Source organism: Chlamydiales bacterium (assembly GCA_041395025.1).
GTDB lineage: Bacteria > Chlamydiota > Chlamydiia > Chlamydiales > JAAKFR01 > JAJACP01.
On the sequence record JAWLBH010000001.1, the window covers coordinates 132,201 to 157,194 of the forward strand.

General features: G+C 33.3%; 22 protein-coding genes. 15 read left to right on the top strand and 7 right to left on the bottom strand.

Annotation, left to right across the window (positions count from 1 at the left end; translation table 11 throughout):
• Window positions 1–98: 98 nt before the first annotated feature.
• Together R3E91_00555 and R3E91_00560 are read right to left on the bottom strand one after the other, a co-directional pair.
• The gene (locus tag R3E91_00555; GenBank protein ID MEZ5314697.1) at window positions 99–1,964 is read right to left on the bottom strand and encodes a hypothetical protein; all 1,866 of its coding nucleotides are present in this window, start codon (window positions 1,962–1,964) and stop codon (window positions 99–101) included.
• Window positions 1,957–2,748, bottom strand: a complete 792-nt coding sequence (locus R3E91_00560; GenBank protein MEZ5314698.1) for a hypothetical protein — start codon at window positions 2,746–2,748, stop codon at window positions 1,957–1,959. Before R3E91_00560 ends, R3E91_00555 begins: the two co-directional genes overlap by 8 nt.
• Between R3E91_00560 and R3E91_00565 the strand changes: the two genes are divergently transcribed.
• Together R3E91_00565 and tgt are read left to right on the top strand one after the other, a co-directional pair.
• Entirely contained in the window at window positions 2,747–3,418 is a 672-nt protein-coding gene (locus R3E91_00565; protein MEZ5314699.1) for a queuosine precursor transporter, read from the top strand. The two genes, R3E91_00560 and R3E91_00565, sit on opposite strands and share 2 nt — an antisense overlap.
• Window positions 3,408–4,529, top strand: coding sequence for a tRNA guanosine(34) transglycosylase Tgt (tgt, locus tag R3E91_00570; protein MEZ5314700.1), 1,122 nt, complete (start codon window positions 3,408–3,410; stop codon window positions 4,527–4,529). Before R3E91_00565 ends, tgt begins: the two co-directional genes overlap by 11 nt.
• A 42-nt stretch (window positions 4,530–4,571) precedes the next feature.
• Here the strand turns inward: tgt and R3E91_00575 are convergent, their stop codons facing one another.
• Complete coding sequence (locus tag R3E91_00575; protein ID MEZ5314701.1) at window positions 4,572–5,909, bottom strand: vitamin K epoxide reductase family protein; 1,338 nt, start codon at window positions 5,907–5,909, stop codon at window positions 4,572–4,574.
• A gap of 464 nt (window positions 5,910–6,373) precedes the next feature.
• Between R3E91_00575 and tkt the strand changes: the two genes are divergently transcribed.
• From tkt to R3E91_00600, 5 genes are all read left to right on the top strand, one after another.
• Window positions 6,374–8,482, top strand: a complete 2,109-nt coding sequence (gene tkt, locus R3E91_00580) for a transketolase (protein MEZ5314702.1) — start codon at window positions 6,374–6,376, stop codon at window positions 8,480–8,482.
• A gap of 155 nt (window positions 8,483–8,637) precedes the next feature.
• A complete protein-coding gene (locus tag R3E91_00585; GenBank protein MEZ5314703.1) occupies window positions 8,638–8,997 on the top strand; it encodes a peptide chain release factor-like protein in 360 nt (119 codons plus the stop codon).
• A gap of 56 nt (window positions 8,998–9,053) precedes the next feature.
• On the top strand, window positions 9,054–9,716 hold the full coding sequence (locus tag R3E91_00590; protein ID MEZ5314704.1) for a thioredoxin domain-containing protein: 663 nt from the start codon (window positions 9,054–9,056) through the stop codon (window positions 9,714–9,716).
• A gap of 3 nt (window positions 9,717–9,719) precedes the next feature.
• Window positions 9,720–10,151, top strand: a complete 432-nt coding sequence (locus R3E91_00595) for a disulfide bond formation protein B (GenBank protein MEZ5314705.1) — start codon at window positions 9,720–9,722, stop codon at window positions 10,149–10,151.
• Between the two features lie 152 nt (window positions 10,152–10,303).
• Window positions 10,304–11,002: an adenylate kinase gene (locus tag R3E91_00600; protein MEZ5314706.1), complete on the top strand. Its 699-nt coding sequence runs from the start codon at window positions 10,304–10,306 to the stop codon at window positions 11,000–11,002.
• 14 nt (window positions 11,003–11,016) lie between these two features.
• On the opposite strand, the gene R3E91_00605 is transcribed toward R3E91_00600, so the two are convergent.
• Window positions 11,017–11,454, bottom strand: coding sequence for a hypothetical protein (locus R3E91_00605; GenBank protein MEZ5314707.1), 438 nt, complete (start codon window positions 11,452–11,454; stop codon window positions 11,017–11,019).
• A 40-nt stretch (window positions 11,455–11,494) separates the two neighbouring features.
• Between R3E91_00605 and R3E91_00610 the strand changes: the two genes are divergently transcribed.
• The 4 genes from R3E91_00610 to R3E91_00625 all read left to right on the top strand — a co-directional run bounded on the left by R3E91_00610 (window position 11,495) and on the right by R3E91_00625 (window position 17,589).
• Window positions 11,495–11,881: a phage holin family protein gene (locus R3E91_00610; protein ID MEZ5314708.1), complete on the top strand. Its 387-nt coding sequence runs from the start codon at window positions 11,495–11,497 to the stop codon at window positions 11,879–11,881.
• 325 nt (window positions 11,882–12,206) lie between these two features.
• Window positions 12,207–15,650 carry a peptide ABC transporter substrate-binding protein gene (locus tag R3E91_00615; protein MEZ5314709.1) on the top strand — a complete coding sequence of 1,148 codons (3,444 nt, stop codon included), beginning with the start codon at window positions 12,207–12,209 and terminating at the stop codon, window positions 15,648–15,650.
• Between the two features lie 73 nt (window positions 15,651–15,723).
• A complete protein-coding gene (locus R3E91_00620) occupies window positions 15,724–17,217 on the top strand; it encodes a peptide ABC transporter substrate-binding protein (GenBank protein MEZ5314710.1) in 1,494 nt (497 codons plus the stop codon).
• Between the two features lie 78 nt (window positions 17,218–17,295).
• On the top strand, window positions 17,296–17,589 hold the full coding sequence (locus R3E91_00625) for a hypothetical protein (protein MEZ5314711.1): 294 nt from the start codon (window positions 17,296–17,298) through the stop codon (window positions 17,587–17,589).
• 19 nt (window positions 17,590–17,608) lie between these two features.
• On the opposite strand, the gene R3E91_00630 is transcribed toward R3E91_00625, so the two are convergent.
• Complete coding sequence (locus tag R3E91_00630) at window positions 17,609–18,214, bottom strand: HAD-IA family hydrolase (GenBank protein MEZ5314712.1); 606 nt, start codon at window positions 18,212–18,214, stop codon at window positions 17,609–17,611.
• A gap of 100 nt (window positions 18,215–18,314) precedes the next feature.
• On the opposite strand from R3E91_00630, the gene R3E91_00635 reads away from it, so the two are divergent.
• The 3 genes from R3E91_00635 (at window position 18,315) to R3E91_00645 (ending at window position 21,376) form a co-directional block, all read left to right on the top strand.
• The gene (locus R3E91_00635) at window positions 18,315–19,406 is read left to right on the top strand and encodes an NAD(P)-dependent oxidoreductase (protein MEZ5314713.1); all 1,092 of its coding nucleotides are present in this window, start codon (window positions 18,315–18,317) and stop codon (window positions 19,404–19,406) included.
• A gap of 106 nt (window positions 19,407–19,512) precedes the next feature.
• The gene (locus R3E91_00640) at window positions 19,513–20,487 is read left to right on the top strand and encodes a zinc-dependent alcohol dehydrogenase family protein (protein ID MEZ5314714.1); all 975 of its coding nucleotides are present in this window, start codon (window positions 19,513–19,515) and stop codon (window positions 20,485–20,487) included.
• 163 nt (window positions 20,488–20,650) lie between these two features.
• Window positions 20,651–21,376: an alpha/beta hydrolase gene (locus tag R3E91_00645; GenBank protein ID MEZ5314715.1), complete on the top strand. Its 726-nt coding sequence runs from the start codon at window positions 20,651–20,653 to the stop codon at window positions 21,374–21,376.
• Between the two features lie 155 nt (window positions 21,377–21,531).
• On the opposite strand, the gene R3E91_00650 is transcribed toward R3E91_00645, so the two are convergent.
• Entirely contained in the window at window positions 21,532–22,077 is a 546-nt protein-coding gene (locus R3E91_00650; protein MEZ5314716.1) for a hypothetical protein, read from the bottom strand.
• Between the two features lie 283 nt (window positions 22,078–22,360).
• Between R3E91_00650 and R3E91_00655 the strand changes: the two genes are divergently transcribed.
• Window positions 22,361–23,476, top strand: a complete 1,116-nt coding sequence (locus R3E91_00655) for a hypothetical protein (protein ID MEZ5314717.1) — start codon at window positions 22,361–22,363, stop codon at window positions 23,474–23,476.
• A gap of 29 nt (window positions 23,477–23,505) precedes the next feature.
• On the opposite strand, the gene R3E91_00660 is transcribed toward R3E91_00655, so the two are convergent.
• Window positions 23,506–24,540 (bottom strand): hypothetical protein, encoded by a 1,035-nt coding sequence (locus R3E91_00660; GenBank protein ID MEZ5314718.1) that lies wholly within the window; start codon window positions 24,538–24,540, stop codon window positions 23,506–23,508.
• Between the last annotated feature and the right edge of the window lie 454 nt (window positions 24,541–24,994).

Sequence of the window (24,994 nt, forward strand, 5' to 3'; positions counted from 1 at the left end):
AATCAGAAAGAAAGCTAAAAAGAACGTATCTAATTTGTATTATATAAATATTTAGAATTTATGTGGTTGTGTATTCAAAAAGATAGTTATACTCTGATTCATTGTCGAGCTACAATCATTTCCTCAATTGCTAAACGAAGACTTTTTTTCTCTTCGGTAGTTGGATAACGAAAAATTAAACCAAAACTAAAATAATATCTATTAGGAACTAGACAAGTAGTAATTTTCCCTAAATAAGGACCTAATTGAAGCATTTTATGAAAATCCAGATCAACCGATGTAATTAAAGAATAAAAATAATCTAAATCCTCTTGCATGCGAATCGTATACTTTTCTTCTTTATCCAGTTCCTCTTCTAGAATCATTAAAAAAAGTTTTTTTATCGGTTTCATAGGAAGTAGACTACGCATAGTTGAAGGAACCAAGGAATAAAAATAGTTTTCAAGTAAAAAAGCCTCTTCTTTCGTTTGATGACCTAAATGTCTTTTTAATCTATCAAAAAGCTCGCTCTCTTGAGAAATCATCCCTCCGTTATAATCTCTAAATTCCCCAATGAGATAAGTAAGCTCTGAGGCAATTTTTTTACGTGCTTTATAAAGATCAATCACATGATTTCTTCGAAAAAAATCACCTTTTGAAATTCTCAGACGAAAAACCGAGGCTTCTTTATGGTATTTTTTACGCAGTGTTCCAACGATTTTCTGTCTATCTGGAATGAATTCAAGAAAGGTGTGTTTTGCTTTAAAACAGTCACTGATCGGAAGTGTGTCTTGTTTGACTAATCTTACCACAGTAATAAGAAATTCAAGCTGTTCTTCCATTTGTTGACTAAATTCAATCATTACCTGAGGCAAATCGCGAACAAATTTAAGCTGATTACTTAATGTAAGAATATTACGTATAATCATCTCTTCATTTTGAGGCATGAATATAGGATTTAATCGTGATTCAAATCGATTTTTCAGCTCTTGAGGAAGCTCTATTTTTAGAATTTTTTGTTCTTCTAGGGTAAAAAAGCTGTCCTCTTTTTCAATTTCAATATAAGCCATACAAATTTGGTCTGATTGACGTTTATGATGCAGATAGGATTCAGGAACTTTTCTCGCTGTAGGAATAATTGCCTGAATTCCACTTAGAATATGACGTGATTCAAAAATTTCATGATCATGAATATAACTTAACCCAATGACAATTCCCAGAACAGGACGACCATAACGAATCTTTGCACGAATCAATTTGACACTAATGTACCGTCTTTCAGGAAAAGTTTCGAGTGAGAGCTGCAGTGCGCGTCCAAAAAGGTAATAGACACAAATAATACGACCAATATGACGATAACTTCTATCTTTCTTGAATCCTTCTTTAGAGATGACAAGAAATCGATGCATTTCTGACAAAAGATCATAATCAAAATCCTGAGGACGTTTTTGAATGAGCGAGGTAATGACCTCTTGAATCAAAATATTTTTTTCATCTAATCTTAATCCTTTCATTTCCAAGATTCGGCATGCCTGGTAATAGGATTTTAAACCAAGATGAATTTCATTTTTTAGAAGAGGTAGATTATTTTGAATAGCTCTAAGTTCAAATAAATTTCTAATTTGAACCATGACCTCTCCTACAACATATTTTTGGTCATGAAGATGGGGAAAAGAAAAATCAGCTGCAAATTGTAGAATAGGATTTAAACGCTTATCTGGAATCAACCAACGACTGATCATTTCATAGAAGAAATGAAATGCATTAGGCCGAAAATGGCAACAGAGAAAAAAAGAGAGATTGAATGGAGGCTGACTAAACTGAGTTGCAGAGATCATCGGAAGTTGGGTATTAAAATGAGAGAAAGATTCCTGGTCTTTAAAAAAATTAGAAGGAAAAAGCAGATCTAAAATTCGATGAACTGCTCTCATACAAAATGGACTTTTTTTCTCAAAATTATCTGGAATACGCAGATAGTTATTCATACACTGCTCCTGCAAGCTTAAGATTTGATTGTGAAATCACCGTACCTTCTCCGGTCAAGTCTAGAAAAGAACGTACATGTAATGGAAGTGCATTGTTTTTAGCTAAAACAAGGGCTCGATTGTGAAGAACACGTCCTCCACTTGTATTGACAATTTCCAGTGCTTCATCAAAAGATAATTGAGAATAAAAAAAAGCTTGTGGATCATGGATTGGATCTTTAGAAAAAATCCCCTTAACATCTTTATAGAGTTCAACTTTTTCAGCTCCAAGGGCAATCCCTAAAGCAACAGCTGAAGTATCTGACCCACCTCTTCCAAGAGTAGTAATCTCTTTATTCTGACTCACACCTTGAAAACCAGCTACAATGACAATTTTTCCTTGATTGAGAGAGAGAATAAGACGTTCTGGTCTCACAGAAAGGATCCGCGCTTCTCGATGTTGATTTGTTGTCAAAATACCAGACTGACTCCCAGTAAAGCTGACTGCATCAACCCCCTTAGCTGCTAGAGCCATAGCTAAAAGTGAAATACTAATCCTCTCACCAGCACTTACAAGCATATCATATTCACGTTCAGGAGGAGAGGGATTAATCCGAAATGCAAGAGAGATCAGATTATCTGTCATCCCACTCATGGCACTGACAACAACAACGATATGAAAATATTCTTTTTTTCTTTCTAGAATAAGATCCGCTAAGCTAGAAAAAATCTCAGGATTTTTTAAAACTGCTCCCCCAAACTTCATAATGAGGGTTTTCTTTTTTTCTGATAGACTGTTTTCCATGAACCTTAATCTTCTTCTTGTTCCAATACATATCGCAATTGTTTGTGGATTAACCTTGTTTACATTGCGCTTCGGTAAAGAAATGATCATTACTTGGCTCTCTTTGCTCGTCGTGATCATGAATCTTTTTGTACTTAAACAAATTACTTTTTTTAATTTAAGTATTACACCAACAGATGCATTGAGTGTAGGATATCTTCTAGGATTGAATTTGATTCAAGAATTTTTTGGAAAAAAAACTGCTCATAAAACAGTTTGGATTTCTCTATTCATTTCCGTATCTTTTGTTATTCTTGCACAAATTCACCTTGCTTACCTTCCCAACTCCCATGATCTATCACAAACCCATTTTATATTTCTTCTAAAACCCCTACCCCGTCTTATGACGGCTTCTCTGATTTCTTTTGTCATCGTGCAATTTTTTAACCTAGCATTTTTTCGATTTTTACAAAGAAAGATGTCTAATAAATATTTAACAACTCGCACAATTCTCACTCTGATTCTTTCACAGATAGCTGATACAGTGCTTTTTAATCTTATTGGTCTTTATGGAATAATTGCAAATACCCATCATGTAATTCTTTTCAGTTTGATGATCAAAGGAATGATCATCATCTTCTCTACACCTTTTGTTTATCTTTCGAGGCAAGTCATTCGTCATGAATTTTGAAATTCTCCATAAATCAAAAAAATCTAGTGCACGTGTGGGAAGGATCTACACACCCCATGGGATTATCGATACACCAAATTTTGTTGCTGTAGGGACAAATGGAACACTGAAAGCGCTCAATAATGAAATGATTGATCAAATGGGTGTGCAACTCATGTTTTGTAACACCTATCATCTCTTACTTCAGCCGGGGACTGGGATTATTAAAAAAGCTGGTGGCCTCCACAAGTTTATTCAACGTAAACAACCTCTGATTACTGATTCAGGAGGATTTCAAATTTTTAGTCTTAATGCTCAAGCCATGCATAATGAAATTAAAAGCCATCGTCATACACAAGAAAAAGGAGGCGTGTTAAAAATCAATGAAGAAGGAGTCACTTTTCGTTCTTATCGGAATGGAGAAAAAATTTTACTGACTCCTGAATCTTCAATAGAAGCACAAAAAGATCTAGGGGCTGATATCATTATTCCACTAGATGAGCTTCCTCCCCATTCTATTGATCATGATAATCTGAAAAAATCTCTTGCTCGAACCCATCGTTGGGAAATGCGTTCTCTAAATACTCATCTAGCCAATCCCCAGAATCAAGCGATATATGGAGTGATCCATGGTGGTATTGACTTTGAACTACGTAAATTAAGCATCAAAACATTGACTGAATTACCTTTTGATGGTTTTGCCATTGGAGGAAGTATAGGAAAAAATAGACAAGAAATGAGTGATCTCATTGAATATATCTGTCCACTTCTTCCTGAGGAAAAACCCAATCACCTTCTTGGTATCGGAGATGTCCCTTCAATTCGTAGACTCATTCCTTTTGGAATTGATACTTTTGATAGTTCATATCCTACTCGTGCAGCTCGTCATGGACTTTTATTAACACAATCTGGAGGGTTGAAAATTCATCAACGTCATTATGCAACTTCTTTTCAACCTATCGAAACTGACTGTGCCTGCTCTACTTGCTCGATTCATTCTCTCGCTTATCTTCATCACCTTTTTAAAGCAAGAGAAGTGATTTTTTTGAATCTTGCAACGATTCATAATCTCCATTTTATGATTAAAATGATGATGATTTGTAGGAAAGAAATCCTTGAAGATAAAATTTAGTTTATTCTTAGATCTCCATGTTTTGGTAAATACTTACATCTCTTAGAAAATATATGCATCCCAATCTCCATATTTTTCTTTAATTTTTCCTCGAAAAATAGACAAACTAATAATACACATTGAGATCACGACTATATGCCAAATAAATAGAAGGGTTGCACCAGAAAGAACAAACGTAGATATAATAAGCCATAGAGCAATAGCTATATTCATCAATCTTAGAGCACGAACCACCTCTGCCCAAGAAATAATCGAAAAAACGATAATCAAGGCACCACAAACATCTATATTATCGGCTAGTATTCCTTGGCATCGAAAAATATCTTTTGAAAATAATAACCATCCCCCAATTAACGCTGTGATTAAAAGATTCCATTGAATTTTTACCCCAAAAAACATCGATTGAATGATTTTCCTAGGAGCTTCACTGAAGCTAGATGTCTGATGGTCAGAGCTTGTGATACTATCTAACGTGTATTTTGAACCCATAAAAAAAGTACGCCAAAAGGGTTTTTTTTCACGACGAATTTGGGACAAATACTGGCAAACGGCAACCACTTCGTCAATAGTTAAAGCGAGCATAATAAGCATACAGGTTGCGATAATTAAACAAAGACCGCACCAAGCACCGACAACAATTGGCTGAAGCATGACAAGAGTAATGCTCACAAAACCTAGAGGAACAACCAGAATTCCAAATATTACCACTATCCAAGGCATTGTATGCCAACGACGCACTCCTCCTTTTGCTCCCATAATCGCTTCCAAAGAATAGGCCATTGCCCCTAACCCTGCATCAGGAACAGGAAAATCATGCGAAATCATAGAGGTGATCACTTTTTCGGTTCCTAATCCAAAAAATGGATCCCAAACAAAATGAATATAGTGAAGTTGAAAAGCTGCCATATAACGGGCAATAAACCATCCTACAATAGCAAAAAAAATCACTGGAATTCTTTGAGACCATGCGGAGGGGTTGTAAGTCCAACCATGAGGAATTTCAGGGCCAATTTCAAACTGATAGGGTCTTAAAGGGACTAAGACACAAAATGAAATAGCAAGTACCCCGATCAGGGTATCATTCACATAAATCACAGGTTCTTTAGCCCAAAATACAAGTGGAGCAAATTGAAGCCAAATTCCCACAATGGCACCTGTCCAAATCCAACCACTCAATTTCTGCTTCATTGATATGCCACCAAAAATAATCAATAGAAATCCAGAAATCCAATCACTGTAATGCAACCTGGAATCAATATATCCGAAAGATTCTGGGCTCATTAACAACCAAAAACCTAGAAAAATCATTCCAAACCGAGTCCAAATCATTTTATTGTGAAATTCTCGATAAATTCTATTGTACTCCTTTTCATTCACCATCTCTTGCTATCTCCTCTTAAGATGATTTTTCATAGATAGAAATCCATATCTGTAGAACAATAAAATGTTTTTCTATTTATCAAAAATCTTATAATTTTAATTATATTTAAGTTTTGATTTATTTTAATATTAATAAAAAATATATAAAATAATTTTATTAATATTATTGAAAATATAAGATTTAGTTTGTGGAATTGAAACTATTTCACTAGCCCCCAAAAAGTTATGTTTTTCTTAAGATCAAAATACCTGTTTGGATAAGTAAGGCATTTAGGAATAGGGATGGCAAGAGGTTTAAAAACCTAAGATAACTATTAAATATTCTGGACATTATATGGAGGTTAGCTCTATTGGATAGTCTATGATGAGAGAAAAAGAAATTCTAGATGTTTTAGCTAACCAAAAGCATGAATATTGAAGTGATATTTTAATCACGATGACCAAATACAATATGAGTAAGCAATATGGATGAAATGCAAAATAAAAATCACAAAAACATCTCCCTAGATGAAGATACACTGGCAATTAATACAATACGTACACTTGCCATGGATGCTGTGCAAACTGCAAATTCTGGTCATCCAGGAACACCGATGGCATTAGCTCCTGTAGCTTATTGTCTTTGGCAATATTTTTTACGTTTTGACCCAACAGATTGCCTTTGGCCTAACAGAGATCGGTTTATTCTTTCAAATGGTCATGCTTCGATGCTTCTTTATTCTCTTCTCCATTTAACTGGTGTACAGGCAGTTAACAAAAAATATGAAACAATAGGAGAGCTTGCTGTCAAGCTTGAAGATATCAAAACATTTCGTCAACTTGAGAGCAAATGTCCAGGACATCCTGAATACCGTTTAACTTCTGGTATTGAAACAACCACAGGACCACTTGGCCAGGGTGTTGCGACTAGCACTGGAATGGCGATTGCAAGTCGCTGGATGAGCAGTTATTTCAACCGTCCTGGTTTTGATATGATGAATTACAATGTCTATGCCATCTGTGGAGATGGTGATATGATGGAGGGTGTGAGTGGAGAAGCTGCCTCGATTGCCGGTCACTTGAAACTTTCTAATCTTTGTTGGATTTACGATAATAACCATATTACCATCGAAGGAACGACAGATCTTACTTTTACAGAAGATATTGCAACGCGTTTTCTCGGATATGGTTGGAATATTTTAAGAGTAGGAGATGCTAATGATTTAGTTATGTTGGCACAAGCATTTCAAACTTTTCATCATACACATGATCGCCCAACATTGATCATTGTTGATAGCCATATTGCATGGGGATCTCCTAATAAACAAGGAACAGCAGCTGCTCATGGAGAACCACTTGGAGAAGAAGAAGTTCGTCTTACAAAAAAAAATTATGGATGGCCAGAAAATTCTCGTTTTTTAGTGCCTATGGAAGTTTACCAAATATTTAAAAGAGGGATTGGAAAAAGAGGAAAACATCTACAAGAGACATGGATCGAACTATTTAACCGTTATCAACAACAATATCCAGAGCTTGCTGAGGATCTTTATCGGATGCAACATAGACAGTTACCTGAAAGATTTGATCGTGATTTTAAACCATTTCCGCCTGATTCTGTAGGACTAGCAACACGTGACTCGAGTGGAAAAGTGTTAAATATGTTAGCAAAAAATTATCCCTGGTTAGTTGGAGGAGCGGCTGATTTATCTCCTTCGACAAAAACTCAACTCACATTTGAAGAAGCAGGAGATTTTGGGGTAAATAATTATGCTGGTCGTAATTTCCATTTTGGAGTGCGTGAACATGCAATGGGATCCATTCTTAATGGCTTAGCTCTCTCGAAAATACGCCCATTTGGAGCAGGATTTTTTATCTTTAGTGATTACTGTAGACCAGCGATTCGTCTAAGTGCAATTATGGAAATTCCTGTGATCTATATTTTTACACATGATTCAATTGGGGTAGGAGAAGATGGTCCAACACATCAACCCATTGAACAAATTCCTTCTATGCGGGCCATTCCCGGTTTAACTACAATTCGTCCTGCTGATGCAAATGAAGTCCTTGAGGCATGGAAATATATTGCTTATCAACGTCATGAACCAGTTATGCTTTTACTAACGAGACAAAAAGTCCCTACTCTTGATCGTAAAAAATATGCTTCTGCTAAGGGCCTACATAAAGGCGCTTATATTCTTGCTGATTGTATCGGTCAACCTGATCTTCTATTACTTGCCACAGGAAGTGAAGTCTCTTTGTGTATAGAGGCTCATATCGAATTAGAAAAACAAAATATTAAATCCCGTGTGGTGAGTATGCCCTCATGGGAAATTTTTGAAAAACAAGATGAGAATTATCGAAATTTGGTGATTCCTCCAGATGTTAGTGCTAGGATTTCTGTTGAACAAGCCTCTACCTTCGGTTGGGAACGCTATGTTGGGTTAAAAGGAAGATCAATTGGAATGGAAGCATTTGGAGCATCTGCTCCATTGAAAGAATTATTAAAAAAATTTGGGTTTACTTCTGAATATATTGTGAATCAAGCAAAAGAAGTGTTGGAGATCGTGAAAAATAGCACGTATTCTAAATTTTAGCATTGACTCTCCTATCCAAAAGAGTATTGCCTTAATTTTCAAATTGATGTGTTAGATCATCAAACGAAGATAGAATGATTATCTTTTAAAAGATGAAAAACCAGAAAAGTGATCCCCAAGCTTTCTACCTCTTATGAAAATTTATAAATATCTTCATGGAAAAAGTCTCTAAAAAAAAAATTGATGAGCTAGAAGAGCGAATGAAATATCTTTCAATCTCTGATCAAGATCTTCTTGAAAAATTTATTACTGGAAGTGGGCCAGGAGGACAAAAAATCAATAAAACATCTTCATCTGTTTATCTCAAACATCTACCATCAGGCATAGAAGTCAAGTGTGGTAAAACACGATCTAGGGAAACTAATCGATTTCTAGCTCGTCGTGAATTATGCGAACAAATCCAAAAAAAAAAATTTGGACTTAAAACTCTGAAAGAAAAATTTTTAGATAAAATACGAAAACAAAAAAAACGACGAAATCGGCGTCAAAGATCTCAAAATCCTAAAACTGATTAACTATATATTTAATAAAAAAATTATTATTGGTAATATAGAAATATTTAGGAATTTTGATGCGTTTTATTAAACCTCTTGTACTAATTACTTGTTTTTTACTCATCGCAATTGTGGTTTTTTACTATCACTTATTTTTGAAACAACCTCTAGAACCAATCCCTATGACAACACAAAATAACCCTACAATTGGATATCAAAAGGCCCAAGTTCATGTAGTGGTATTTGAAGAACCAAAATGCAAGAATTGTAAGGTTTTCAATAATGAAATTTTCCCAACTATCAAAAAGCAATTTATTGATACGAACAAAATTCTATATACCACAATCCCTGTTTCATTCTTACCAGACTCCATGCCCATGGCAGTGGGAGCGCTGTGTGCCTATTATGCTGATCCTCAATATCCAAATTATGAGATGTTTGGCAAATACTGTAACTATATCTACTCTTTTGAATCTGATCATGAGGAGGGTCTGATGAACCTTGATACACTGACTGAATTTAGTAAAACACTCTCTCTTGGAATGGATATTTCTCAATTAAAAGAGTGTATTCAAACCCAAAAATACCGTGTTCAGATTGAAAAAAATACTGATTATGGAATAGAAATAATGAATGGAATGATTTCTACACCAACAGTTTATGTAAATGGAATTGAAGTTAAAGAAAGGACAATTGAGGGTATTTCAAAATTAATTCAAACCTACCTACAAGAAGAATAAAAAGTGGCTCGTAGTCTTTCCTTATATTTAGCATGGTTATTTGCCTCGATAGGAATACTTGCTAGTCTATATTTTAGTCATATTTCTCATTTTGAACCCTGCTATATATGTTGGTATCAGAGAATCTGTCTCTTTCCTTTAGGGATTATTCTAGGAATAGCTGCTTATAAAAGTTTTCTTAATATTACTATTTACATACTTCCTCAAGTCATTATAGGCTTTCTTTTTTCTGTTTATCAAATTGCTATCCAAGAATTTCCAAATTTAAATGGAATGAGTCTATGTGGGAAAGAGTCAAATTGTATAAATAAATATGATTTAGGACTTGGTTTCATAACTATTCCTATGCTTTCTGCCATTCTCTTTCTGGTCGTCGGTTCTCTGCTGCTGTTTAGCTGGAAATATAAGAGTCAAAAGAAGGATGATCATTTTTAAAAATTATCAATCACTGCGCTCTTTTAAGAGTTTTTTTCTTCTCATGGAATCTGTTGATAAAGCTCTTCTATATAGAATCTATTAAAATTAAGAGAATCAAAATCAAATTGCTGCATAGATAATTCATAATAGCTTTAAATAGAGATATTCTTATGATTGAACGTTGTAAAAATCGTTTATTTCTTATGAAAATCTATAAAGATCAAAAAATTGTTCTAGTCATGTTAGGTGCGCCTGGTGCTGGTAAAGGAACCCAGGCATATTATCTCAGCAACATACTGCAGATTCCTCAAATTTCTACTGGGAATTTGCTACGTGAAAATCTCTCTCAAAATTCAACTGAGCAAAAAACAAAACAATACATAAATACGGGGCAACTTGTTCCTGACCAAATTGTAATGAATCTCCTATGGAAACGTTTGAAAGAAGTTGATTGTCAAAAAGGTTATATTCTTGATGGTTTTCCACGTACAGTCTCCCAAGCTGAAATGCTCGATACTATGATTCATAAAACGGAGTTTCGATTAATTGTCATCAGCTTAGAAGTACCTGATGAATTAATTGTTGAACGAGTGAGTGGAAGAATCATCTGTAAAAAATGCGGAGCTCCCTATCATAAAATAACAAACCCCTCAACTAAAGAAGTTTGTGAGAAATGTGGAGAGCAATTAATTCAAAGAAAAGATGATACCAAAATCGTTGTTCTTGAAAGATTGAAAGTTTTTCATCAACAAACTCAACCAGTCAAAGACTACTATGCAAAAAAAGGAGATCTAGTCTTGATCGATGGTGCGCTTCCAATCAATAAAATTCATTGTCAAATTAAAGAAAAACTGGAAAGCGCTCTTTGAGCATGATTTTTAAATTAATTTATATATAAATATATCTTAGAACCAAATAAATCATTTAGTTCTACTGTGCGAATAGGAATCCATCCAGGAATGGAAAAGGTATTTGTGATAATCCACGTTCCGGGTTTCATTTCTTTTTTAAACTTGCTTTTTAACTTCTCCATTGCTTTTGGATAAAGATAACAAACCACAAGATCTGCTTCTTTAATGGAGATTTTAAGAAAGTTTTTTCTAGAGATTTTAAGGTTATGAATTCCTAGTATTTTTTTTAATCCTAATGAAACAATCCATGGAAACCAAGAGCCTTCAAAAGCATGAATCCATGCCCAAGGATAATGTTTGGCTAAAGAACAGGCTAAATTCCCCCATCCTGACCCTAATTCAAAAACATTTTTTGGAGTTTTAGGTAGTAGAGAAAATAAGGCTTGTTTCGCCTTATAGGAAGTAGGCATAGGAGAAATCCCATAGTATAATGAAAATCCTACAATCGATATGCTGATCAGACAAGTAACAATTATAAAAATTAGTATGATCATTTTATTCTCAATTCTGATCAATATAATTGCTGTATGGGCAACAGGATATATCCTTCCTGGTATTCATATAAAAAACTTTGTTACAATTATTTTAGTGGCTGTGATCTTTGGTATTACAAATTCTACCTTACGCCCGATACTTTTTATTCTCACATTGCCAATCAATATACTTACAATGGGACTGTTTTCTTTTGTCATTATGGGATTGATTGTCTACTTTGTGAGCATGATTGTGCCTGGATTTATTATTGATAACTTTATCTCAGCTATTTTCTTCTCTTTAATTTTCTCTCTGATTCGCTCATTTCTTACTTTTTTTACGACTCCTAGTCATAAATTTTAACACCTGATCAAACGGATAAAAAAATCCAAAATACTTGTGTTTAATTAAAAAATAAGACCCTTACATCGAATAGAAAATTCTTATACTTAGCGAATGTTCATGATGAAAATTTTTTAATTTACCCTCTTCTTGTTTTATAAAATGGATCCATAGAGAAAAAATCTAGATCCAACTAAATCTATTTAAAAATTCCTAAAGTCAAATCCTTTGGCTACTTAAAACCGATTTAGTATTCTTCCTATTTTAATATTTTTATCAAAAAATAATTAAAATTGGATTTAAAAAATATAAATCTGAATACTGCTCTCAGAAGGAGAACTGGAACGTGGTTCAAAAACAAAAATCTTTTTCAGAAAAAAATGACTTTCAAATACATAAACAACACATGTTTAGTCTTATAAAAAAGATTTTTGGTGATGAACTAACTGGTCAAGAAAATCCCACAAAAAGACTTCCCCTATTTAAGTGGAAAATTTCACCATTCACTCCTGGAGCATTTTTCTTTTATCTTCTATTCCCTTCTGACTGGAATCGAAATGCGATTTTATTTGTCGAAGATATTTTAACCAATTACCTAGTTCCTAATAAACAATTGAAACTTCTATCCTCTAGAAATCTAGATTTTTATCCAGCGACTTCTGGAACACCTCTATTTTTTATAGAGATTTCTATTTACATTCCTAACAAAAAAATTCTTCAAATCATCGAAAAAAGGCTCCCAGAAATTGTAGATAAAATTAAGGCAAGTACCTTTTCATCGGGTTATACTAAATCTATGCTCAAAATGAAGAACTTCCTATTCGATGAAGATATTACTTATATTCACGACTTAGTAACTAAGTTAATTAGTCATTACCCTAAACATTTTTCAAATGATATTTTCCGTGATATCCAACATTTTATGTCCCATTTTCATCAGGAATTTAGAAAAATTCGCCAACTACACCATCTTTGCCGAATTATTTGCACCCACTACCTTTTCCAAAAATCTCTAGAAAAAGAAATGAAACTCTTTCCTCATAATCGCCATGTCTATCTAAGGTTGATGCAAACCTATCTCCGTTATCCATTTGGTTTAAAAAAAGTTCTTGGTTTAGCAATCTGTCTGAATTCTCTTCAAAATTATGAATTCTTTGAACTTCGCCATATTATTAGAGCAATTCAACGGATTATTCCTAATATAAGAGCCTTACAAAACACTTATTATTCACATAAAAATGAAGAGAATCGATTACTCACTTTTTATCTTGAAATTGAAAAAAGTAATAGGAAAAATTTTAATTTAGAAGATATTAAAAAATTAAAAAAAGAGCTACCTAGCGAACTAAAAAATAGTATTGAATATCTATCTCCCTCCCTTTTTATTCCACGTAATGAAGAAGAGCTTATTCGGAATATCGTGAACTTAAGTCAAGAATTAAGATTTGTTCGAGACATTCCTCAAGCTATTATTTCTTTTCAAGAACAAAATAATCATATTCTAACATTTAACATCATTCTTCTTCGCGTTCTCGATAAAAATAGTTGCGATCTTCATTCTCTGGTCCATCTTCTTCCTGAAAATGTCCTCTTCATCTCTGAACGAACTGCAAATGTCGGTTATCTTCGTAAAAAATATATTAAAGAAGCGAATATTTTTTCTGTAAAAATTGATAGTCAATTGTTTCTACGTAAAAATCACTCAGTTGACCTATTAAAAGCTCGTCAATATGTAGTTCAAGCAGTTGAGAAAATGATCGGGCCTTTTCGTGATTATAACGGCGGATTTTTGATAAAACAAAATGAACAACTTGAAGCAATTACATTAGCAATAGGACCAGCAGCAAAACAAAACGCTCTTTTACTTGAAAATTTTTTCTATTCACTCAGCCCTTCAGTCCTACAAACCTATATCGATCCCCAAAAAGGAAAAATTCTTTTTTTGCTACTTCTTACCACTCTACAAACTCCAATCCCTCACCAAGCAAGGTATCTAAAAAAAACCCATATTGAACATGATTCATTAGCAATAGTCGTAAAATCAACAGATCCTGAAATTAATAATACACTAGCTAAAGCTATCGATACACTCAATATTGATCCTTTACAACTCGCTTTTGCTGTAATAGAAGTAGACTGTTTTTATTATCAATGTTATCTTTATCTTAACCCAACTAAAAAAGAAGCAGATCACTTTATTAAAGTGATTGAAAATGCGATCTTTTCTTTGATTAAAGAGAATCTTAATCAACAGATTCTCTATTTTCATCTTCCTCGTGCCGCACAATCGCTTGATCCTCGTATTGGTGCTGATTGGACCTCTGGTATCATCATTCGAATGCTCTATGAAGGATTAATGCGTATTACAGAAATAGGTTATCCTGAACCAGCTATTGCTCAATCCTATACTCTTTCTGAAGATAAGAAAACCTATTGCTTCTATCTAAGAAAAACCATTTGGTCTAATGGAATGCCTCTAACAGCTTATGATTTCGAATATGCTTGGAAAAAAATTCTTGAACCAAACTTTGAATATTTTTATTCATTTCTTTTTTTTCCAATTAAAAATGCTAGAGCTGTGAAAAAAGGAGAAATGCCAATGAGTGAAGTTGGTATTCAAGTATTGGATTCTTATACTCTTGTAGTTGAACTTGAATATAGTTTCTACGCATTCCTCTCTTTAGTAGCAAGTTGGATTTATTCTCCTCTATGTCGAGAAATTGACCAACAGTATCCCGGATGGGCTTATCATAATGTTGAAAATTATGTATGTAATGGCCCTTTTAAGCTGAATATTTGGGAACTTAACCATGAACTACAAGTCATAAGAAATCCTAACTACTGGGATGCTTCATCTGTGAAGCTCGATAAAATCCAATTTAGTATTATTAAGAGCGAAAAAGCGGCTTTAGATCTATTTCTACATGGGAAAGCTGATTGGGTAGGTGACCCCCTTATCAAAATCCCTATAAATCAAATTGAGTCTTTGAAAAAAAAAAACTTACTCAAAACTTCCAATACAAATTATGCTCTCTTCTTAATGCATCTTAATGGTGAATATATTCCTTTTCAAATTAAAAATATGAGAAAAGCCTTCGCCTACTGTATTAATCGGGAAGAATTAATCAAAAATATTCTTCAAGCGGATTACCTACCTGCTTATGGATTTGCTCACATCCCTCCTAAAAACCAACATCTTTCAATTCCTGAAAACGATCCCGAATTAGCAAAATTTCATTTTAAAAAGGGTCTTGATGAACTTGGAATTACACTTGAAGACTTTCCTCCGATTTTAATCACTCATAGTGATATCGAAGAACAAGAAAAAGTCAGTCGTGCAATCGGAAAAACATGGGAAACTGTTTTAGGAATCCGAGTAATATACGAACAAATTCCTTGGAATTCTTACCTTGAGTCAATTCATAAAGGAGAATGTATGGTCGGTGCTTTGACCTGGTATTCACGCTATGAACATCCTTGCTATTTCTATGATCTCATTGTTTATCAGGAAGAGGCTAATCTTCATGCCACAACTTGGAAAAATCCAAAATATGCGTATTTAATTAAAAAAGCTAAACATGCTGACGAGTTGTCTGTTTGCATCGATTTGCTAAATGAAGCAGAAAAAATCCTGATGGAAGAAATGCCAATCATTCCTCTCTTTTATCAAAGGTTTCATTATGTCAAAAATTCACGACTAAAAGGGTGTATTCTTTCGAATACAAACCAAATCGATTTCCGATCTGCTTATCTAGAAAACACAACCAAGGAAACCAATGCAATTAAATAAATTTTTTTTTCTCTTATTAGTTATCAGTTCTCTAAATGCATGCAATAACCAAAAAAACACAGGAAATAAAAAAATGACTTGTCCTCAAGTGCTTCATATTAACCATCAAGGAAACTATACATCGGCTCATCCTCATACAGGAGTAGATTTTGGCTGTAGAAATTTGCAAAAAGCTCTTTTTGAAGGATTAACTCGTCACAATAGTGAAGGACTACCAGAATTAGCTGGGGCTGAAAATGTAGAAGTTTCTCCAGACAAAACCCAATATATCTTTACTCTTCGACCTATGTTATGGACAAATGGAAAAACAGTGACTGCTTTTGATTTTGAACGATCATGGAAAGAAGCTATTTCTCCTCAATCCAATTGTCTACGACCCGATCTTTTTTACCCAATTAAAAATGCTAAAAGAGCCAAAATCAAAGAAGTTTCTATTGATGATGTAGGAATTAAAGCAATTGATGACAGAACATTAGTAGTGGATCTTGAACATCCTACGCCTTATTTTCTTGATTTAACTGCGAATGCTGTCTTCTATCCTCTCTATGACAAAAGTGAAGAACCAACTGTCTTTAATGGCCCATTCTTTCTTAAAAAATGGAATTTTAGCCAAAATATTATTCTGAAAAAAAACCCTAAATATTGGGATGCTGAAAATGTGAAATTAGAAGAGATTGATATTTCCCTTGTAAGTGATCCTAATACTGCCATTCTTATGTATGAAAAAGGAGAAATTGATTGGGTGGGTCATCCTTTTACTTGGTTACCTCTAGATACTATAAAAAAAATGTCAGAATCTCAAGAATTTAACAGTCAACCAATTGCTGGTGTCTATTGGATTACTTTAAATAATGACACTTTCCCTCTTAGTTCTGCTAAAATTCGCCGTGCTTTATCAGCGGCAATTGATCGAAATTTAATTGCTGAACATGTGGCATTGGGTGAGATAGTAACTAACACACCTATTCCTACTTACTTATCTTTAGTCAATCCAAATGAAACCTATCTAGGAGATTTTAACGTAGAATATGCAAAGCAGCTTTTTGAGGAAGGGCTTAATGAACTTAACCTAAGCCGTAAAGATTTTCCAACTCTTCTCTATAGATATAGTGAAGTGCCGGGACAAAAAAAACTTGTAGAAGCAATTCAAGAACAATGGGAAAAAGTTCTAGGGATTCAAGTTGAGCTCATTCCTTCCGAATGGAATGTATTTTTAGCTAGTTTAATTGATGGTGAATATGAAGTCGGTGGATATATCACCTTTAATATGGTGAATGATCCTATGTACATTCTTGAATTTTTTGAACATAAAGAATCTACATATAACATGCCTAATTGGGAAAACTCCCACTATCAAAAACTTCTCGCTCTAGCAAGAGCAGAAACAAACCCAGAAATAAGAAATCAACATCTTAAAGAAGCTGAAAAAATGCTCATAGAAGAAAATGTTGTGATCCCCCTATATATGGTATATGCTAAGTACTTAAAGTCTTCAAAGATTCGCAATCTTACTGTGAACAATTTAGGACAAACAGATCTAAAATCGGCTTATATCGAAACAAATTAACCTTAGTCTAAGTTTAAATATTAATTATGGAGGATTTTCCTCCATAATTAAATCAACCTCATATGGATTTACTCGATTATGAAAAAATTCATTTTCTTTTTTTTACTTGTTAATGTAATGCCTCTCCATGCACTACTATCACCTTTGCATCAAAGCATTGTAGAGTTAAAAAAAATCATCGAAAGCGATCAGTTGAGTGAGTATCTTCCTTCTTGTGAAAATATCTTGAAAATCGAACTCATAGAATCTGACTATCTTATTTCTACTCAAAATTACACGATGTTAGTTGAAGTGATTGAAGAACCACAAACATCTCTTGGGCCGAAAAATTTTAAAATGATTTATAACGAACCTATAAAAAATATCCCTTAAATCTAAACCACAGACAAGTTTATTTTTTAAGTAACTTATTTAAAATCATTTTTGTTTTATTCATATCGGTATGATGTATCCCTTTTAATCCAATCTCTTCTGCAGATTGGATAAGCATAAGACGATCATCAATGTACACAATATCATCGGGAGAAACTTGCATGATATCAATCGCAAGTCGATAAATATCGGGATCTGGTTTACGAAAATGGACAAAAGAGGAGACAACAAAAAAATCAATAAAAGAAGATAGGTCAAACCGTTTAATCCTGTCTAAAGCCAGTTCGCGTCCTTCGTTGCTTATAACTCCAATTTTCAAATTATATTCTTTTTTAATTTTACAAATATATTGAACCATATCATGAAAAGGTTCGACTGAGTTAAAAATGAATTTTTTTACTTCTTTTAATGTAAAGACACGCTTTTCAAAAAAGAAAATCTTTTTTAAATATTCCTCAAAAGTAAGTTTTCCAATTTCATAAGTCTCAAATAATAAATGATGTCTAGCTTGCATTTCACTATAATCTACTCCAAAATGATTTGCTGTCTTTTGTTGTAAAACATGATCCCAACCATTAGTCATTAATACTCCTCCAATATCTAGAAATAACCCTTTAATGATCATTGCAAATCCTCAATAGTTAAATTGTATAAAAATAAGTATAATATATTAATGTTATTAACATATAATAAAATTATATTATTTTTTAAAGAACAGGTGTGCTATGAAAGAAACAGGAATTATCTTAGTTACAGGATCTTGTGGGCGTATTGGAGCTGCTATTGTCAAAAAACTAGGAAAACACCATCGAACCGTTGGATTTGAACTGCTTAAAGCATTTTATGCTTCTGCAAACGAAGAACTTATTCCTTGTGATCTCTCATCAGATGAAAGTGTTCATCAAGCCTTAAGACATATACAAGATTTTTACGGCAACCATATTATAGCTGTGATTCATCTTGCAGCCTATTATAGTTTTAAAGATCGAAGTATGGAAAAATATGAAAATATCACTATTGAAGGGACTCGTCGTTTACTAAAAGGTCTTCAAAATTTTCATGTTGAGCAATTCATTTTTTCAAGCACAATGCTTGTGCACGAGCCATGCCAGCCAGGCCAAAAAATTACTGAGAATTGGCCTATCAACCCCAAGTGGGCTTATCCCTTATCTAAAGTCAAAACAGAGAAGGTGATCCATGAAGAACGTGGAGATATTCCAGTAGTTATATTACGTATTTCTGGGGTATATGACGACGACTGCCATTCGATCCCAATCAGTCAGCAAATTCAGCGCATCTATGAACATCAGATGAACGCCCATCTATTTTCTGGAGATTTAACACACGGAGCGGATTTTATGCATATGAACGATTTAGTAGAAGTCCTTTTTCAATGCGTGCATAAAAGAAAAGAGCTACCTGATGAACTTATTCTAATAATAGGAGAAGGAAAAACATACAGCTACGACTATCTTCAACGAAAAATTAGTCTTCTATTACATGGAAAAGAGTTTAATACACACACTCTTCCTAAGCCAGTTGCTAAATTTGGTGCATGGGTGGAAAATCATCTCCCATTTATGGATAATCAATTCATTCAGCCTTGGATGATTAGCATAGCTGATGATCATTATGAACTCAATATTTCTAAAGCAAAAACCCTACTGGGATGGGAGCCAAAACACAGCCTTGATAAAACATTGCCTAAAATGATTGAAAAACTGAAAAATGATCCTATCAATTGGTATAAAAATAATGGTCTAAAAATGGCTAGCCATATCAAAAAGAAAATGAATAGGAAACAAAAAATTTCTTAGTCAAAAATAGATTTTCTATAATAAGATTTCATTGAAGTTTTTTTAATAAAAACAGTGAAAAATATTATTTATTATTCATAGATCTTAATATCTTAATATGAGAGCGATGGTTTTAAAAGAGGTTGGACAACCTCTTTATCTAACAAAAATCCCAATACCTAAGCCCGATCAGGACCAGGTTTTAATTCGAGTACTAGCATGTGGCATATGCCGTACTGACCTGCATGTGATAGATGGTGAACTTCCATTTCCAAAACTTCCGCTCATTCCTGGACACCAAGTGATCGGTAAGATTGAAAAGATAGGGAAACAAGTCAAAAATATGAGAATTGGTCAGAGAGTAGGTTTACCTTGGCTTGGTGGGAGTTGTGGCCAGTGTGACTACTGCTCTTCTGGAAAGGAAAACCTTTGTTCTCAGGCAATTTATACAGGATACCAGATAAATGGAGGTTTTGCAGATTACTGTCTAGCAAAAGCAGACTTTCTTTTTCCTATTCCTGAACCTTATTCTGATCTACAAGCAGCTCCACTTTTGTGTGCGGGTTTGATTGGCTACCGAGCTTTACAAATGGTTGGAAATGCTAAAACAATCGGTTTTTATGGCTTTGGAGTCTCGGCTCATATCCTGATTCAAATTATCCGTTATCAAGGAAATGAAGTATATGCGTTTACAAAAACAGGAGATCTGCAAAATCAAGAGTTTGCGAAATCTTTCGGAGCCTCGTGGGCAGGAAGCTCTGATGATCACCCCCCTGTCTTACTCAATGCAGCGATCATTTTTGCTCCAACAGGAGCCCTCATTCCAAAAGCTTTAGCTGTAGTGAAAAAAGGTGGGGTTGTGGTTTGTGCAGGGATTCATATGAGTAATATTCCTTCATTCCCTTATCATCTTTTATGGAATGAACGGACACTTAGATCAGTTGCAAATCTTACGCGAAAAGATGGAGAAGATTTCCTCTCTCTTGCTCCTAAAATTCCTATCAAAACTACAGTCCAACCCTATCCTTTAGAAAAAGTCAATGAAGCAATAGAAGATCTACGGACAGGAAGACTATCTGGTGCTGCTGTCATTCAAATGTAATCATCGGCTTCAACTATCTAATTATTTATAAATAACTTACTCAAAAGTTCAATTTTATTGAATTGATCTTAAGTGTATTAAGAATAAAAAAATTTAAAATTAATTATAAAATAATTTTAATTATTAATTAAAAAAAATATAATTTATATTAAATGGTTTTATAGTGAAAAAATTAACTAAACTATTAATATTAATATTATTGATTTATAGTAATTTCTTGAATGCAAAAGAAGGATCTATAATTTGTCTTCATGGTTTTTTTCGTTCCTACAGATGTATGATTCCTATAGGGAATACTTTTAAAAGCGAAGGACTTGAAGCTTATCTTTGGGATTATCGAAGTCGAAAAGAAACAATTGAATCTCATGCTCAAAAATTAGTAGAGGTTCTGAATATGATTGCTAAACAAAAACCAGGTGAACCGATTCATTTTGCGACTCATTCATTTGGAGGCATTATCGTACGAGCTGCTGTGAATCATCCCGCATGTCCTCAAGAAGCGAAAATAGGAAAAGCCGTCCTACTTGCTCCACCAAATAAAGGGTCTAGTTTGGCGCATAGGGTAAACAAATGCCCTGCTGTGCGTTGGTTTTTTGGGAAACATGCAGGAAGACAACTACTTGAATACGATGAACAAGCTATGAATAGTATTGGAAATTTTCCAGATAAAATGGAGGTAATGGTAATAGCTGGTAATAAGAAAAGTGGTTTACTAAGATTCTGGGTAGATGGACCTAATGATGGGAAAGTCTCTATTGAAGAAACCAAGCTGTTAACCCCTCATGACCATTATACCTTATACGTAAGCCATAACTGGATTATGACCAGTCGAGAAGCAATTGAATTAACCAAAAAATTCATTTTAAAAGAAAAAAAGCTTTTAGACTAAACTATTTTTTAAACTCTATTAGAATTGTTTGATTACTTAATAACCAACATTATTTATATCAAAATCTTATTAAAAATATAGGAGCTATGGTTATAAAAAAGCTCAAGTTCAAATAGCCCTTGAACTTGAGCTTAAAAAATTTTGGAATTTCTATTTTAATTATTTTTATTTCTATCTTTATCCCAATAAGGAGAACGATTATCATCAAGAAGTTTTAATAGATTACCATTTTTATCAATGTCTTTGGCAACAATCACTTCTTCTCCATTTGCACCTATTCGAAAGCCATTGACTATAATTTTATCTCCAATTTGAATTTTAACTTTTGATTGGTCAACATAATTGGCAGGTCCAACAAGAATAGTTTTGCTTCCCTCTTCTGTATTAAGAACAATTTGAATGAACAGACGACCATCAGGATATGGTTCACGAGTGACACTTTCAACAGTTCCTCTAAATTTTTCAGCAGAATGCATCTGAAGTTTTTTATGATGAACTGTATCCTCATTGTCTTGCTCATCTTCTTTTTTATCTTCAATGACATCTTGAATGCTACCTAAATATCCATCTGAATTTCCTGGATAAAATTTTTCTTCATCATTTTCTATTTTGGAAGATTGCGCATCATCTAAATTTGCATAACTAACCGGGGATAGTCCTCCTAAAAAAACAGTCATCAGTATAAATAATCTATTCTTCATTATTGTCTCCTTAAGATAATTCATATATCATACAACCTATATAAACTATTTTCTTAAAAAAAATGGTTTTATGAAATAAAATTATTTTTATAAGTTTAAAATTATTTTTATATATCTTAATATAAGTGTCTTATATTAATAACAATATTTATTTTAAAATAAAATAAATATTTTAAAACCAGTATTTTATGATTTTCTTAACTTGCACTTTAAAACTCTTTTAGAATGATTTCAATATTTTAAAATCGTTTTATAAAATTCGATCAGGATGATGAGCTTCTCAATGGCTGACTTAAGAATCTATAATAGATCCAACATCCATCAACTCAATTGGCCCAAAAATGAAGATGGGTATCTAGGAAAAAATTATTTACTTCCTTTTATTCTAGAAGGTACAGACAGTTTTATTTCGAATGCTAAAACCACTCTTTATCTTCTACATTTAGATGATTGCATCATTCCTATTTCTGTAAATGAGACTGAATATGATAACTCCTATATTCTTTCTTCTTATTTTTTAGTTACAAATTTAAAAGAAAAAATCCACAACACTTACGGATGGGAAAAGATCCGGAATAAGATATCCATTTTTTTACTCGATCCTTTACTCAAATGGATCAAAATCAATAAAGTCGTGATTATTAATAATTGGCTTCTAACAACTAATCCTTATCCAGATCTCACAAAAAAGCAGATTGAAATACTCACTAATTTTTTAAAAAAACAGTTTCCCGATCATTATTTGATGTTTCGTTCCTTAAATATATATAAGAATACAAACGTTTTTGAGGCTCTGCAAAGAGCAAATTACCGAATGATTCCAACTCGTAATATATATCTATACGATCCACAACAAACTGAAAAACTCAATTCCAATATAATACGTAAGCAGAGAAGAGATATAAGCAAAATATCTCAGTCTCATTATTCAATCGAGACACCAAATGTTCTATCAGATAAGGAAGTTTCTCGTATTTTAGAGCTTTATCACCATCTCTACATTTCCCGCTACACTAAGTATAGTCCTTTATATACAAAAAAATATTTACATCACATGCTAGAAAAAAAGATTTTAAGATTTAAGCTCTTAAAAAAAGAAGGGGAAATTTATGCGGTTGCTGGATTCTTAAAAAAAAATGGATATTTACTAACCCCATTTTTAGGTTATGACAGATCTTTGCCTCAAAAAGAAGGTCTCTACCAGATGATTTCTGGAATCATTATGGAAGAAATTAAAAAAGAACAACTGATTGCTCATCAAGGATCTGGAGCGTCTGATTTTAAGAAATGGCGTGGTTACATAGAACAAGAAGAATATATTGCGATTCATGATAGCCATCTCTCGAGTTATCGTCGTTTATTTTGGTTTTTAGGAGAACGGTTTGCACCTAAATTTTGATAAAAATTGATTTTCAATAAAAAATGGCATCACTTATGAGTAAGATTTAGTTTTGGCGGTCTCTTAATCATGGAATACTCAAAAGAACGCCATTGTGCTTGTTTTTTTATAAGTTCTGTTAAATTCGGGTTGGCCACTAGAAGTCTTCCAAAAGATACTAGATCAAAATGTCCCTTTAAAAGCGCCTGACTTCCGCTTTCTGGGTTATATCCACCTCCACCAATTAGCAATCCACCATAGTATTTACGAATAAATTGTGTAATGCTGCCTAAAGGTGGATAATTATCTTCATCAGCTGCAACATGTACATAGGCAATTTTTTTGTTTTCAAGATGTTTGAGAAGTTGCTGAAATACTTGGAGATCAGATGGATGATAGAGCATGTTTTGCATACCAGAAACAGGAGTAGGAGATAAACGAATTCCTGTTTTGATAACTGGAATCACAGCATCTAGCACTTCTAATACGAAACGAGTTTTGTCTTGACCATAACAATCTGTACGTCGATTGGTATGGTGGTGTAAAAAAGAATCAAGAAGATATCCACTAGCCCCATGAATCTCAATGCCATCAAAATTCGCATTTTTTGCATATTGTGCTGCTTCAACAAATTTTTCGATAACTAATAAAAAATCTTTTTTTTTCATAGATCGTGGCTTTTCTATAGCCAAATCTGTACGTGCAACTTTTTTTCGAAAAGGAGAAATACCCGAAGGCGATAAAGGAAGATCACCAGCACGAAATGAAGAGTGTCCCATCATCCCTGCATGACATAATTGAAGGAATATTTTTCCCCCTTTTTTATGGACAGACTGGGTAATTTGCTTCCAACCCTGAACTTGTGATTGGTTAAAAATTCCTGGTGCACGGAGATACCCATTTGCACAAAAAGAAATATAGGTTGATTCTGTGATAATTAAACCTACAGAAGCCCGTTCACGATAATAGATTGCCATCTCTTCTGTAGGAACTTGAAGATCCGTTGCCATACACCTCGTAATGGGAGCCATAACAATACGAGAACGTAAATTTAAATCGTCAAGAGCAAAAGGTTCTAACAACATGAAAATTAAATTAATAAAAATTAATCTATTTTGTTCTAAGTATCATAGAAAAATTCAAAAAAAATGACTCTTTCTAAAATAAAAATCTATAAATTTTTTCCTTTAAAAATCGCATTTCGATTTAATCTATTAAGGAAATATTGAGGAAAACTAGATTACAGCAAATGTATAATAAAAATCTTTCCTTATGACTTATTTTAATACTTCACTCAATGTTTTATAATTTATTGGGAAATTAAAACCTAATACGTTATTCTTTTGCCCTTGTGACTTCTTTTTTCTGCGGACTAGGCTAAAAGAAATCTAAAACTAATATCTTGATGTCTAAAGATAAGAATTAATAAGTTGAGATCAAACATTCTCAAATAAAATCTTTTGGTAATTTTTTTTAAATAATCAAAACCTTTATTAATTTGTTTAGACTAACTTTATAACAAACTTAAAAAACAGAGTA

Coding starts and splice junctions, on each gene's coding strand:
- R3E91_00590 (MEZ5314704.1), top strand. CDS start 9,054: ATGCGTTTTATTAAACCTCTTGTACTAATTACTTGTTTTTTACTCATC.
- R3E91_00620 (MEZ5314710.1), top strand. CDS start 15,724: ATGACTTGTCCTCAAGTGCTTCATATTAACCATCAAGGAAACTATACA.
- R3E91_00640 (MEZ5314714.1), top strand. CDS start 19,513: ATGGTTTTAAAAGAGGTTGGACAACCTCTTTATCTAACAAAAATCCCA.
- R3E91_00605 (MEZ5314707.1), bottom strand. CDS start 11,454: ATGCCTACTTCCTATAAGGCGAAACAAGCCTTATTTTCTCTACTACCT.
- R3E91_00635 (MEZ5314713.1), top strand. CDS start 18,315: ATGAAAGAAACAGGAATTATCTTAGTTACAGGATCTTGTGGGCGTATT.
- R3E91_00630 (MEZ5314712.1), bottom strand. CDS start 18,214: ATGATCATTAAAGGGTTATTTCTAGATATTGGAGGAGTATTAATGACT.
- R3E91_00650 (MEZ5314716.1), bottom strand. CDS start 22,077: ATGAAGAATAGATTATTTATACTGATGACTGTTTTTTTAGGAGGACTA.
- R3E91_00585 (MEZ5314703.1), top strand. CDS start 8,638: ATGGAAAAAGTCTCTAAAAAAAAAATTGATGAGCTAGAAGAGCGAATG.
- R3E91_00610 (MEZ5314708.1), top strand. CDS start 11,495: ATGCTGATCAGACAAGTAACAATTATAAAAATTAGTATGATCATTTTA.
- tgt (MEZ5314700.1), top strand. CDS start 3,408: ATGAATTTTGAAATTCTCCATAAATCAAAAAAATCTAGTGCACGTGTG.
- R3E91_00660 (MEZ5314718.1), bottom strand. CDS start 24,540: ATGTTGTTAGAACCTTTTGCTCTTGACGATTTAAATTTACGTTCTCGT.
- R3E91_00575 (MEZ5314701.1), bottom strand. CDS start 5,909: ATGGTGAATGAAAAGGAGTACAATAGAATTTATCGAGAATTTCACAAT.
- R3E91_00555 (MEZ5314697.1), bottom strand. CDS start 1,964: ATGAATAACTATCTGCGTATTCCAGATAATTTTGAGAAAAAAAGTCCA.
- tkt (MEZ5314702.1), top strand. CDS start 6,374: ATGGATGAAATGCAAAATAAAAATCACAAAAACATCTCCCTAGATGAA.
- R3E91_00565 (MEZ5314699.1), top strand. CDS start 2,747: ATGAACCTTAATCTTCTTCTTGTTCCAATACATATCGCAATTGTTTGT.
- R3E91_00600 (MEZ5314706.1), top strand. CDS start 10,304: ATGATTGAACGTTGTAAAAATCGTTTATTTCTTATGAAAATCTATAAA.
- R3E91_00655 (MEZ5314717.1), top strand. CDS start 22,361: ATGGCTGACTTAAGAATCTATAATAGATCCAACATCCATCAACTCAAT.
- R3E91_00625 (MEZ5314711.1), top strand. CDS start 17,296: ATGAAAAAATTCATTTTCTTTTTTTTACTTGTTAATGTAATGCCTCTC.
- R3E91_00560 (MEZ5314698.1), bottom strand. CDS start 2,748: ATGGAAAACAGTCTATCAGAAAAAAAGAAAACCCTCATTATGAAGTTT.